At 70.1% G+C, this 12,461-nt stretch carries 8 protein-coding genes; 7 read left to right on the top strand and 1 reads right to left on the bottom strand.

Annotated features, from left to right (window positions below; translation table 11 throughout):
* The first annotated feature begins 5 nt into the window (after window positions 1-5).
* On the top strand, window positions 6-1,247 hold the full coding sequence (locus EDF46_RS14490; protein WP_123507124.1) for an ROK family transcriptional regulator: 1,242 nt from the start codon (window positions 6-8) through the stop codon (window positions 1,245-1,247).
* A 314-nt stretch (window positions 1,248-1,561) separates the two neighbouring features.
* Window positions 1,562-4,582: a glycoside hydrolase family 38 C-terminal domain-containing protein gene (locus tag EDF46_RS14495; protein WP_123507000.1), complete on the top strand. Its 3,021-nt coding sequence runs from the start codon at window positions 1,562-1,564 to the stop codon at window positions 4,580-4,582.
* A gap of 20 nt (window positions 4,583-4,602) precedes the next feature.
* Here the strand turns inward: EDF46_RS14495 and EDF46_RS14500 are convergent, their stop codons facing one another.
* Window positions 4,603-5,391: an HAD family hydrolase gene (locus EDF46_RS14500; RefSeq protein WP_123507001.1), complete on the bottom strand. Its 789-nt coding sequence runs from the start codon at window positions 5,389-5,391 to the stop codon at window positions 4,603-4,605.
* A gap of 188 nt (window positions 5,392-5,579) precedes the next feature.
* On the opposite strand from EDF46_RS14500, the gene EDF46_RS14505 reads away from it, so the two are divergent.
* The 5 genes from EDF46_RS14505 (at window position 5,580) to EDF46_RS14525 (ending at window position 12,070) form a co-directional block, all read left to right on the top strand.
* Window positions 5,580-6,740: an ABC transporter substrate-binding protein gene (locus EDF46_RS14505; RefSeq protein WP_199738285.1), complete on the top strand. Its 1,161-nt coding sequence runs from the start codon at window positions 5,580-5,582 to the stop codon at window positions 6,738-6,740.
* A gap of 5 nt (window positions 6,741-6,745) precedes the next feature.
* A complete protein-coding gene (locus EDF46_RS14510; protein ID WP_123507002.1) occupies window positions 6,746-7,690 on the top strand; it encodes an ABC transporter permease subunit in 945 nt (314 codons plus the stop codon).
* Complete coding sequence (locus EDF46_RS14515) at window positions 7,687-8,598, top strand: ABC transporter permease (RefSeq protein ID WP_123507003.1); 912 nt, start codon at window positions 7,687-7,689, stop codon at window positions 8,596-8,598. Before EDF46_RS14510 ends, EDF46_RS14515 begins: the two co-directional genes overlap by 4 nt.
* Window positions 8,595-9,692: an ABC transporter ATP-binding protein gene (locus EDF46_RS14520; protein ID WP_123507004.1), complete on the top strand. Its 1,098-nt coding sequence runs from the start codon at window positions 8,595-8,597 to the stop codon at window positions 9,690-9,692. Before EDF46_RS14515 ends, EDF46_RS14520 begins: the two co-directional genes overlap by 4 nt.
* Before the next feature lie 167 nt (window positions 9,693-9,859).
* Window positions 9,860-12,070 (top strand): NADP-dependent isocitrate dehydrogenase, encoded by a 2,211-nt coding sequence (locus EDF46_RS14525; RefSeq protein WP_123507005.1) that lies wholly within the window; start codon window positions 9,860-9,862, stop codon window positions 12,068-12,070.
* The last annotated feature ends 391 nt before the right edge of the window (window positions 12,071-12,461 follow it).

A 12,461-nucleotide genomic window follows, 5' to 3' on the forward strand; every position in this document is an offset into this window, starting at 1 on the left:
TGCTGATGCGCACCGGCACCAACCTTCCGGCGATCGGCGGCTACAACCAGGCGGTCGTCCTCGACGCCATCCGCAGGGCCTCCGACGGCCTCAGCCGCGTGGAGCTCGCGGAGCGCACCGGCCTCAGCGCGCAGACTATCGGCAACGTGTCGCGCCGCCTCCTCGACGAGGGCCTGGTACGCGAGACCGGCAAGGTCGTCAACGGACCGGGCAAGCCCCGCACGATCCTCCAGCTCGAGGGGCGCGGCAGCTACGCGGTCGGAGTCCACATCGACCCCGCCGTCATCACCTACGTCGTGCTCGACCTGCGCGGCTCGGTCGTCTCGCACTCGCGCACGCGCACCCCGTCGGCGAAGCGGCCGGCCGAGGTCATCGAGCTGATGGCCCGGTCGATCAGCCACCTCATCGACGACTCCGGGGTCGACCGGTCGCTGGTCCTCGGCGTCGGGATCGCCTCGCCGGGGCCGATCGACGCCGGAGCCGGGACCGTGCTCGACCCGCCCATGCTGCCGATGTGGAAGAACGTCCCCCTGCGCGCGGCGCTCAGCGAGGCGACCGGGCTGCCGGTGCTCCTCGAGAAAGACGTCACGGCGGCCGCGGTCGCCGAGCTCTGGTTCTCGCGCGAGAACGAGCGGCAGAACTTCGCCTTCGTCTACTACGGCACCGGGTTCGGAACGGGGCTCGTCCTGAACCGCGAGGCCGTCCGCGGTTCCACGGCGAACGCGGGCGACGCGGGCCACATCACGGTCGACCCGGCGGGCGCGGTCTGCGTCTGCGGACGCGCCGGCTGCGTCGGCGACCTGATCACGCCGCGCTCGCTCGTCCAGCAGGCCATCGCCGCGCAGGTCCTGCCTCCCCTCGAGCCCGACGCCGACGATCCGACCGACATGGCGGCGATCAGCCGCGCGTTCCAGCGTCTGGCCGAGAGCGCAGGAACTGGCCAGCCCGCCGCCCAGCTCATCCTCCGCGAGGCGGGCCTCCACCTCGCCCGCGCCGTCGTCGTGCTCGTCAACCTCCTCGACCTCGACGAGATCGTCTTCGGAGGGCCCTTCTGGGACGAGATCGGCGACGCGCTCCTGGCCGTCCTGCCGACCGCCGTCGAGACGGACCCGGCCCTCATCCCCACGCACTCGCTGCTCTTCGACCGGTCGTCGATCGGGGAGGACGTCGCCGCCGTCGGGGCCGCCTGCCTGGTGCTCGACTACGCCTTCTCGCCGCGTCCGTCGGCGATGCTGATCTCGGTCTGAAGCGTTCTCCACAACCTCTCCAGAAGGGGTTGACACGGATTACTCCATACGATTGAGTAATGCCGAGCGGTTCGGCGATGGCGCCGAGCAGGGCCGCTCGCGCCGGTCGATCTCGCCGGTGCGAGGCCCCTCTATGGAGCAAGGGAGCACCAGGATGTTCAGCACAGCACAGGCAAAGCGGCAACGCGTTGGCTGGGGCCGTGAAGGGGTAGCACGAACCGAAGTCTCCACAGTCGCATCCCCCCGCAGCCACCCCGTGTCGATCCACCACCGCCACCCTCGTCCTGCCCGCGGGCAGAATCTGGAGTCCACCCATGCATGACAACAGCGCATCCGTCGAAGTCCGAGTCGATCGCTTCGTCCTGGAACGCCTCGTCCCAGCCGTCTACCGCCGCACCCGCGCTCTCTCCATCGAGGCCTGGGAGGTGCCCGACGAGCCCGTCCCGTTCACCGAGGCTGTCGCGCAGCAGTATGTGCCCTTCAGCGTGGGCATGCCGTGGAGCAAGCCGTGGGGCACCACCTGGTTCCACGTGACCGGCGTCGTCCCGGACGGCTGGGGAGGCGACGGAACAGCGATCGAGCTTCTCGTCGACCTCGGCTTCAGCAGCCGCCAGCCCGGCTTCCAGGCCGAGGGCCTGGTCTACACGCCCGCTGGCGACATCGTGAAGGCCATCGAGCCGTTCAACGGCTACGTGCCTCTCGACGGCGGGCTCATCGATCTCGGCCCCGGCGATGCGATCGACCTCTATATCGAGGCCGCGTCGAACCCCGACGTCGGCGGCAACTTCTTCTACATCCCGACCCCGCTCGGCGACAAGGCGACCGCCGGCACCGACCCGATCTACACGCTCCGTCAGGTCGACGTCGTCGAGCGCGACATCGACGTCTACGAGCTCGAGCGCGACGTGTGGAGCCTGCTCGGCCTGATGCGCGAGCTCGAGCCGAGCCTTCCTCGTCGCGCTGAGATCCTCCGCGCGCTCGAGGATGTCTGCGACGTGGTGGATCCCGACGACGTCGCCTCGACCGCCGCCGCAGGTCGCGCTGCGCTCGCCGCCGTGCTGTCGTCGCCCGCCTACGCCAGCGCCCACGCCGTCACCGCCGTGGGCCACGCCCACATCGACTCGGCCTGGCTCTGGCCGACCCGCGAGACAGTCCGCAAGTGCGCCCGGACCTTCTCGAACGTGCTCCAGCTCATGGACACCGATCTCGACTTCGTCTTCGCCTGCTCGAGCGCGCAGCAGTTCAGCTGGATGAAGCAGTTCTACCCGGCCCTGTTCGAGCGCATCCGCGCCCGCGTCGCCGAGGGCCGATTCGTGCCGGTGGGCGGAATGTGGGTCGAGAGCGACACCAACATGCCCGGCGGCGAGGCTCTCGCCCGTCAGTTCGTGCACGGAAAGGGATTCTTCCTGCGCGAGTTCGGCTACGAGCCCACCGAGGTGTGGCTGCCCGACTCGTTCGGCTACACCGCGGCCATGCCGCAGATCGCGCGCTCGGCGGGCTCCGACTCGTTCCTCACGCAGAAGATCTCGTGGAACGACACCAACCGCATGCCGCACCACTCGTTCCTCTGGGAGGGCATCGACGGCTCGCGCATCTTCACGCACTTCCCGCCGAGCGACACCTACAACTCCGACCTGTCGGGCGCCGACCTCGCCCGAGCGCAGCGCCAGTACGCCGAGAAGGGCCGGTCGAACGTGTCGCTGGCCCTGTTCGGCTGGGGCGACGGCGGCGGCGGGCCGACCCGCGAGATGCTCGCCGCCGCCGCCCGCACCCGCGATCTCGAGGGCTCGCCGAAGGTCACGATCGGATCGCCGAAGCAGTTCTTCGACGAGGCCAAGGCGACGCTCCCCGCTCCGTCCGTGTGGTCGGGCGAGATGTACCTCGAGCTGCACCGGGGCACCTACACTTCGCAGGCCAACACGAAGCAGGGCAACCGCCGCAGCGAGCACCTTCTCCGCGAGGCCGAGCTCTGGAGCTCCGCCGCCGCAGTCGCCGGGCTCCGGGACTACCCGTACGAGCACCTCACGGCCATCTGGGAGACCGTGCTGCTCCAGCAGTTCCACGACATCCTTCCGGGGTCGTCGATCGCGTGGGTTCACCAGCAGGCCGAGGAGAACTACGCGCGCATCACGGGAGAGCTCGAGGAGATCATCGCGACCGCGCAGAAGGCGCTCGCGGGCGACGGCGAGAAGCAGCTCACGTTCAACGCGAGCCCCGTCACCGCCGGAGGCGTGCCCGCGCTGGGAGCCGCGGTGGCCGCGACGACGAGAAGCATCGCGCCGCGGCGGGTGGACGGCGGGGTCGTCCTCGACAACGGACAGGTCTCCGCGCGCTTCGACGACTCCGGCGCCCTCGTGTCGCTGCGCGACCTGGACACCGGCCGCGACCTCGTCGCCCCGGGCGAATCGGCCTCCGTGCTGCAGATCTACCGCGACACCCCGAACCAGTGGGACGCCTGGGACATCGACCGGCACTACCAGAACAACCGCGTCGAGCTTCGGACCCCCACCGAGGTGCTCGTCACGGACCGCACCGTCGAGGTCACCCACGTGCACGGCGAATCGACGTTCACTCAGCGGTACTGGCTCGAGGCCGGCGATCACGCGCTCCAGATCGAGACCGTCATCGACTGGCACGAGCGCGAGAAGCTGCTCAAGCTGGCCTTCCCACTCGACGTGCGGGCCGACCAGGCGTCCTCCGAGATCCAGTTCGGCCACATGAAGCGGGCCACGGCCGTGAACACGTCGTGGGACTACGCACGGTTCGAGACCATCGCCCATCGCTGGGTCCATGTCGGCGAGCCCGGCTTCGGCATAGCCGTCGCCAACGGCTCGACCTACGGCCACGACATCACGCGGACCACCCGCGATGACGGCGGCACCACGACGCTGGTGCGCGAGTCGCTGCTGCGCGCACCGCGCTTCCCCGACCCGACGGCCGACCAGGGTCGCCACGTTCTCCGCACCGTCCTCGGCGTCGCGCCCGGCGTTCTCGACGCCGCGGCGGAGGGCTACCGCGTGAACCTGCCGGTCCGGACGATCGACGGCGCGGGTGTCGACGTCGTCGAGCCGCTCGTGACGGTGTCCTCGCCGGCCGTGTTCGCCGAGGCGGTCAAGCTGGCCGAAGACCGGTCGGGCGATCTGATCGTGCGGCTCTACGAGGCCGAGGGCGGGCGAGCCACGGCGACGGTGGGCTTCGGCGTGCCGATCACGTCCGCGTGGACGACCGACCTCCTGGAGCGCGACCGGGGCGACGGCGGCTGGGATGCCGCCACGCCCATCGAGCTGACGCTCCGGCCATTCCAGCTGGTGACGCTTCGGGTGAAGCCGGCCTAGCCGCTGAGGCCTCCGTCGCGCTACCGGGCGACGAGCTCCGCCGGCCGGCACTCCGCGAGGCCGGGCACGTCGACGACGCCGTCGAGGACGTAGTCGTGCGGCTCGGCCTCGAGCTCCGCGCGACCGAGGGCTCCGGTGAGCACTCCGACGGCGATCACCCCGGCGTTGCGAGCGGCGCGGAGGTCGACGAGGGTGTCGCCGGCGGCGAGGACGGATGAGACGGCCTCGACGCCGGCGAGCTCCATGGCGTGGTGGATCATGTACGGCGCCGGGCGACCGGCCGCGACGTCGGAGGTGGTCACGACGGCGTCGAGCACGACGGCCCGTTCCTGCGGGCCACTGCCCTGCGGGCCACTGCCCTGCGGGCCACTCTCCTGGACCGTCGGGCCCTGCGCCCCGGGCTGAGGGGCGGTTCGGGCGAGCCCCCACCCCAGCGAGTCGAGCAGCGCCCAGGCCACGTCGCGGTCGAAGCCGGTGGTCAGCGCGACCTTGATGCCGCGGGCGCGGAGGGCTCCCAGGGCCTCGGCCACGCCGTCGAACGCGACCGGCGGCTCGTCGCGGTACGACTCGGCGAGGGCGTCCTTGAAGCGGTCGAAGCGCTCGGCGACCAGGGCGCCTGAAGGCTCGACCCCGCCGAGGCGGAGGAGGGCTGTGATGGCGGTGACCTTGTCGGTTCCCATCCACGTCTGGAGGTCGGCGTCATCGAGCGTCGCCCCCGCTTCGGTGACGGTTGTGGCGAGGGCGCGGTACACGGCGCCGCCGTCGTCGACGGTCGTTCCTGCCATGTCAAAGACAGCCAATTCGATCATGGTCCGAGCGTAGGGGCGGGGTCGGAACGGCCCGGGCCGGGCGAGAGAACGGTTGCCGAGTGTTGGGAAACCGTTCACCGACCCAGCGTGTCCCCGTAACGGGGGACGGCAACCATTGCCCCGATCAGCCCGCGGATCCCTACTGTCCGGCACCACGGACCCCTGCGGCGATCTTGGAGGAATTCACAGTGCCTGCCCTTTCCACGACACCGCGTCGTATCGCCGCCGGTCTCGCCTTCACGGCTGCCGTCGCCATCGTCCTGACCGGCTGCTCGACCTCGTCGAACGCCGGCTCCGACCCGTCGGCGATCGCCACCGCGAAGACCGCCACCAGCGCCGCCGACTTCGGCGGCATGGACGGCCTCGTCAAGGCCGCCAACGCCGAGGGCGCCCTCAACGTCATCACGCTTCCGCCGTCGTGGGCCAACTACGGCAAGATCATCGCCGGCTTCGAGAAGAAGTACCCCGACATCAAGATCACCTCGGCCAACCCGAACGGCTCGTCGGCCGACGAGGTCGCCGCGGCCAAGTCGCTCAAGGGCCAGTCGACCGCTCCCGACGTCTTCGACCTCGGCACGGCCGTCCTGAACGACAACACCGACCTGCTGGCGAAGTACAAGGTCTCGAACTGGTCGGACATCCCCGACGACTTCAAGGACGCCGACGGCACCTGGTACTACGACTACACCGGCCTCATGTCGGTCGGCTACGACTCGAGCGTCATCAAGACCGCCCCGACGTCGATCAAGGACCTCCTCGGCTCCGAGTACAAGAACAAGGTCTCGATCAAGGGCGACCCGACGCAGGCCAACGAGGCCGCCTCGGCCGTCTACCTGGCCGCGCTCGGAAACGGCGGCTCGGCCGACGACATCCAGCCCGGCATCGACTTCTTCAAGACCCTCAAGTCGGACGGCAACTTCAACTCCACCCTGCCCACGCAGGCCACGGTGAACTCGGGCGAGACCCCTGTCGTGCTCCAGTGGAGCTACAACAACCTCGCCTGGGGTCCCGCGGGCGGCTCGGCCGGCAACCCGAACTGGAAGACGGTCGTCCTGCCGGGCACGGCTCTCGGCTCGTACTACAACCAGGCCATCAACGCCGACGCCCCGCACCCCGCCGCGGCACGCCTGTGGGAGGAGTACCTCTACACCCCCGAGGTCCAGAACCTCTACCTGGCTGCCGGCGCCTACCCCTCCACTCTCGCCGCGATGGAGAAGGCCGGAACGGTCGACAAGGACACCCTGGCCACGGTCGGCGAGGCTCCCAGCGACTTCGTCCAGCTGACCAGCGACCAGGCCACCAAAGCCGCCGCGCTCCTCACGGCCGGCTGGGCCAAGGCGGTCAACTAGCCATCATGACGACGCAATCGATTCCCGATGCACGACCCCGCGCTCGCGGGTCGATCGCGTCGTCCTCCATCGAGACCGGCACCGGCGCCGGGGGCACCGCCCCTCGGCGCCGGAGCGCGGCCTGGCTCGGCTTCACGCCGTTCGCCGCCTACGTCGTCATCTTCCTGGCGATCCCTGCGGTCATCGCGGTCGCCAGCGGGTTCTTCGGCGCCGACGGCGGATTCACCCTCGCCAACCTGAAGGCGCTGACCGACCCGGTCATCATCAAGTCGTTCCAGGGCTCGCTCCTGGTCTCGGCCGTCAGCGCGGTCGTCGGCGCCGTCATCGGGGCGCTCGTCTGCTTCGCCCTCCTCGGTACGAAGGCCGAGGGCATGCTGCGCACGGTCATCGACTCCGCGTCGAGCGTGCTCGCGCAGTTCGGCGGCGTCATGCTCGCCTTCGCGTTCATCGCGACGGTCGGCTTCCAGGGAATCGTGACGCTGTACCTCAAGAACACCTTCGGGTTCGACATCAACGCCGACGGGGCCCTGCTGTACAAGATCCCGGGCCTGATCCTGCCGTACACCTACTTCTCCGTGCCGCTGATGGTCCTGACCTTCATGCCCGCGATGGAGGGCCTCAAGTCCACCTGGGGCGAGGCGGCCGCGACCCTCGGCGCCACCCGCCGCCAGTACTGGACCAGGATCGCCATGCCCGTCCTCGCCCCCGCGTTCTTCGGCAGCGTGCTGCTCCTGTTCGCGAACTGCTTCTCGTCCTTCGCCACGGCCGCCGCGCTCCTGAGCCAGGGCGGCATCGTCCCGCTCTCGATCAAGCAGCAGCTCACCAGCGAGACGATCGTCGGCGTCTCCAACACGGCAGGCGTCCTGGCCCTCGGAATGCTCGTCATCATGGTCGTCGTCATGTTCTTCTACTCGCTCCTCCAACGCCGGGCCGCGAGGTGGCAGCGATGAGCGCCGTCCCGCTGACCTCGACCGCGGTCGAGCCGACCACCGTTCCCAGCCCCTCGCCCCGACGGGGCAGGACGCCCCGCGTCGGGGCCGAGCCGAGCAAGGCGGCCCGCCTGATCATCCTGATCGCGGTCGGCCTGGTCTTCCTCGTGCCGCTGGGCGCCATGTTCGAGTTCACGCTCCGCACCAGCGGCAAGCCCGGCGTCTACTCGTTCGCGCACTACGCGTCGATCTTCCACACCGATCCCGCCCTCGGCATCAGCTACGAGCCGCTCTTCGAGGGAATCAGGAACTCGCTCCTGATCTGCCTTCTCACCGTCGCGATCATCCTGCTGATCCTGCTGCCGACGATGCTTCTCGTCGAGCTCCGCTACCCGAGGGTGCGGCGTGTGCTCGAGTTCGTCTGCATCCTGCCGATCACGGTCCCCTCGATCGTCCTCGTCGTCGGCTTCGTGCCGGTCTACCAGCGGGTCGCCGCCGTCTTCGGCAGCCAGCCGTGGACCCTCGCCTTCGCGGTCGGCATCATCGTGCTGCCCTACGCCTACCGCCCGATCGCGACGAACATCGCTGCCTTCGACCTGGTCACCCTCACGGAGGCCGCCCGGTCGCTCGGCGCCAGCTGGCCGGTCGCGATCTACCGCGTCATTCTGCCGAACATGCGACGCGGCGTCATCTCCGCCGTGTTCCTCACGGTCGCGGTGGTTCTCGGCGAGTACACGATCGCCGCCTTCCTCAGCCAGAACACGTTCCAGACGGCACTGCTGCTCATCAGCCAGACCGACTCCTACGTCGCGACGATCTTCGCGCTCGCCGCCCTCGTGTTCGCCTTCGTCATCCTCCTCATCATCGGCCGCTTCGGCGCCGCCAGCCCCGGCTCGCGCCGCCGTCGTCCCAGAAGGGTCCAGCCATGACCTCCACCAGCCCCGCACCCGTCCTGTCCCGCCTCGGCGACGGCGCCACCGTCGAGCTGATCGGCGTGGTCAAGGAGTACCCGGGCGCAGGAACTCGGGCCCTCGACGAGCTGTCCCTCTCCATCGCGCCCGGCGAGTTCATCGCCCTGCTCGGTCCCTCCGGCTGCGGCAAGACGACCGCCCTCCGAGCCCTGGCCGGCCTCGAGCAGATCAACGCCGGCTCGATTCGCATCGACGGCGTCGACGTGGCGTCGACGCCCGTGAACAAGCGCGATATCGGAATGGTGTTCCAGGCGTACTCGCTGTTCCCGCATATGACCGTGCTGCAGAACGTCGAGTTCGGGCTGCAGATGCGCCGCGTCTCGGCCGCTGACCGCGCCGTCCGGGCTCGCGAAGCGCTCGAGATGGTCGGACTCGACCACCTGGCCGAGCGCTACGCGCACCAGATGTCGGGCGGCCAGCAGCAGCGCGTCGCGCTGGCCCGCGCCCTCGTCACGCGCCCCCGCGTGCTCCTCCTCGACGAGCCGCTGTCGGCGCTCGACGCGAAGGTGCGCGTGTCGCTCCGCGAGGAGATCCGCCGTATCCAGACCGAGCTCGGCATCACGACCGTCTTCGTCACGCACGACCAGGAGGAGGCGCTCGCCGTCGCCGACCGCGTCGCCGTCATGCGTGCCGGCGAGATCGAGCAGATCGGAACCCCCGAGGCCCTGTACCTGACGCCGCGGACGCCGTTCGTCGCCGACTTCGTGGGCGTCAGCAACCGCATGCAGGGAACGCTCCGGAGCGGCACCATCACGGTGCGCGGTGCCAGCCTGCCGTCGATCGACCCCACGCTGCCCGACGGGGAGGTGCTGGCCTACGTCCGCCCGGAGGACATGGTCTTCGTGCCCCTCGACCAGGCCGCGCCGGCCGACATCACCGGGACCGTCGCATCGACGAGCTTCCTCGGCTCGCTCCGCCGCACGACGGTGCGCCTGGACGACGACACGATCGTGTCGGTGCAGCACGGTGTCGAGCAGCAGTTCCTGTTCGGGGACGCGGTGGCGCTGCGGCTCACGGGGCGCCCCGTGGCGTCGAGCCCGGTGGCGGCGTAGCGCAGTTCCTACGCCCGCCTGTGGATAACTCCGTCGAGGGGGTGGCGAGCGAATAGTGTGGACGGAGATGCCAGCGGTCTCACGGGTCGACAAGGTATCTTGATATCAAGACATTCTGCCGGGCCACAAGCCGCGGCGGGCCGCCCAACGAAGGAGTCGCCACTCGCATGAGCAAGATCATCTACACCTTGACCGACGAGGCCCCGCGGCTCGCGACGTACTCGTTCCTCCCCATCGTCGAGGCGTACGCCGCCAAGGCCGGCGTCGAGGTCGAGCCCCGCGACATCTCGCTCGCCGCACGGATACTGGCACACTTCCCCGAGCGCCTCACGCCTGAGCAGGTCGAACCCGACGAGCTCGCCGCCCTCGGCGCCCTCGCGAAGACGCCCGAGGCCAACATCATCAAGCTGCCCAACATCTCGGCATCGGTGCCGCAGCTGAAGGCCGCGATCGTCGAGCTGCGCTCGCAGGGGTTCGACCTGCCCGACTACCCCGACGAGCCGCAGAGCGACGAAGACATCGATGTCCGCGCGCGTTATGACAAGGTCAAGGGCTCCGCGGTCAACCCGGTGCTGCGCGAGGGCAACTCCGACCGCCGCGCTCCCGCCAGCGTCAAGCAGTACGCCCGCAAGCACCCGCACCGCATGGGCGCCTGGTCTCCCGACTCGAAGACGAACGTCGCGACCATGGGCCACGACGACTTCCGCTCGAACGAGAAAAGCACGGTCGTCGCCGCCGAGGGCAGCGTCTCGATCGAGTTCACGGCGGCCGACGGCACGAAGACCGTGCTCCGCTCGGCCGTGCCCGTCACGCAGGGCGAGGTCATCGACGCCACCGTCCTGCACGTCGCGGCACTCCGCTCCTTCCTCAAGGAGCAGATGGCTCGCGCCGAGGCCGAGGGCGTGCTGTTCTCGGTGCACCTCAAGGCCACGATGATGAAGGTCTCCGACCCGATCATCTTCGGCCAGGTCATCCGCGTCTTCTTCGACGAGGTCTTCCAGCAGTACGGCGACGACCTCGCCGCAGCGGGCCTCAACCCGAACGACGGCCTCAACGCCATCCTCGTCGGGCTCGACTCGGTGTCGAACGGCGCCGAGATCAAGGCCGCCTTCGAGGCCGTCCTCGCCAAGGGGCCTGAGCTGGCCATGGTCGACTCCGACCGCGGCATCACCAACCTGCACGTGCCGAGCGACGTCATCGTCGACGCGTCGATGCCCGCCATGATCCGCACCTCCGGCCACATGTGGGGCAAGGACGGAGCCGAGCACGACACCCTCGCCGTCATCCCCGACTCGAGCTACGCCGGCATCTACCAGGCCGTGCTCGACGACTGCCGTGCGCACGGCGCCTTCGACCCGACCACGATGGGCTCCGTGCCCAACGTCGGCCTCATGGCGCAGGCCGCCGAGGAGTACGGCTCGCACGACAAGACGTTCCAGCTTCCCGGCGAGGGTACCGTCACCGTGGTCGACGGCTCGGGCGCGGTCCTGCTCGAGCAAGCGGTCGAGACCGGCGACATCTGGCGCATGTGCCAGACCAAGGACGTCGTCGTGCGCGACTGGGTCAAGCTCGCCGTCACGCGTGCCCGAGCCACCGGCGCCCCCGCCGTGTTCTGGCTCGACGAGTCGCGCGCCCACGACGCGCAGCTCATCACGCTCGTCACGACGTACCTCGGCGACCACGACACCGAGGGCCTGCAGATCGAGATCCTCTCGCCCGTCGACGCCATGGCCTTCTCGCTGGAGCGCATCCGCCGCGGCGAGGACACCATCTCGGTGACCGGCAACGTGCTCCGCGACTACCTCACCGACCTCTTCCCGATCATGGAGCTCGGCACCTCGGCCAAGATGCTGTCGGTCGTGCCCCTGCTGAACGGCGGCGGCCTCTTCGAGACCGGCGCGGGCGGCTCCGCTCCGAAGCACGTCACGCAGCTCGTCCAGCAGGACTACCTGCGCTGGGACTCCCTGGGCGAGTTCCTCGCCCTCGCGGCCAGCTTCGAGCACCTCGCGACGACGACCGGCAACGCCCGCGCGCAGATCCTCGCCGACACGCTCGACCGCGCGACGGCGTCGTTCCTCGACGAGAACAAGTCGCCGGGGCGCGCCATCGGCACGATCGACAACCGCGGCAGCCACTTCTACGTGGCGCTGTACTGGGCGAACGAGCTCTCGCAGCAGACGGCCGACGCCGATCTCGCGGCCGACTTCGCCAGCCTCGCCGGAGTGCTCGGCGGCGCCGAAGAGGCCATCGTCGGCGAGCTGATCGCCGTGCAGGGCAGCCCCGTCGACATCGGCGGCTACTACCGTCCCGACGACGCCAAGGCCTCGGCAGTCATGCGTCCGTCGGCGACGCTGAACGAGGCGCTCGCGGCGCTCTAGCTCCGCTGCACGAAGGCCCCGCGCGTGGTGCGCGGGGCCTTCGTCGTGCTCGGTGCGTGCGTCGCGGCGTGCCCGCGCGGCGCCGGGCCGGCCGCGGGTGCGCGCCGCCGTGCCCGCGCCCAGCTGCGCGCTCCGGGTCGCGTCGGACCGTGCACCGCGGCGCCGGACCGTGCGCCGCGCCGCCGCGCCTCGCCGTGCGCGAGGTGGCCGCCGTCGTCGGGGTGCTGGCCCCGCGGCGACGCGGAGGGCCACCTCGGGATGGGTGGGGTGGTCTGTCGCGCGGGCGAGGTACCCGTAGGGCCGCCGAGGTGGCCGCCGTCGTCGGGTCGGTCGCCCCGTGGCGACCCGGAGGGCCACCTCGGGATGGGTGGGGTGCGGTGGTGCGAGATGG

The sequence above is a fragment of the Frondihabitans sp. PhB188 genome (assembly GCF_003752365.1).
Classification (GTDB): domain Bacteria; phylum Actinomycetota; class Actinomycetes; order Actinomycetales; family Microbacteriaceae; genus Frondihabitans.

Coding starts and splice junctions, on each gene's coding strand:
- EDF46_RS14515 (WP_123507003.1), top strand. CDS start 7,687: ATGAGCGCCGTCCCGCTGACCTCGACCGCGGTCGAGCCGACCACCGTT.
- EDF46_RS14500 (WP_123507001.1), bottom strand. CDS start 5,391: ATGATCGAATTGGCTGTCTTTGACATGGCAGGAACGACCGTCGACGAC.
- EDF46_RS14495 (WP_123507000.1), top strand. CDS start 1,562: ATGCATGACAACAGCGCATCCGTCGAAGTCCGAGTCGATCGCTTCGTC.
- EDF46_RS14510 (WP_123507002.1), top strand. CDS start 6,746: ATGACGACGCAATCGATTCCCGATGCACGACCCCGCGCTCGCGGGTCG.
- EDF46_RS14525 (WP_123507005.1), top strand. CDS start 9,860: ATGAGCAAGATCATCTACACCTTGACCGACGAGGCCCCGCGGCTCGCG.
- EDF46_RS14490 (WP_123507124.1), top strand. CDS start 6: ATGCGCACCGGCACCAACCTTCCGGCGATCGGCGGCTACAACCAGGCG.
- EDF46_RS14520 (WP_123507004.1), top strand. CDS start 8,595: ATGACCTCCACCAGCCCCGCACCCGTCCTGTCCCGCCTCGGCGACGGC.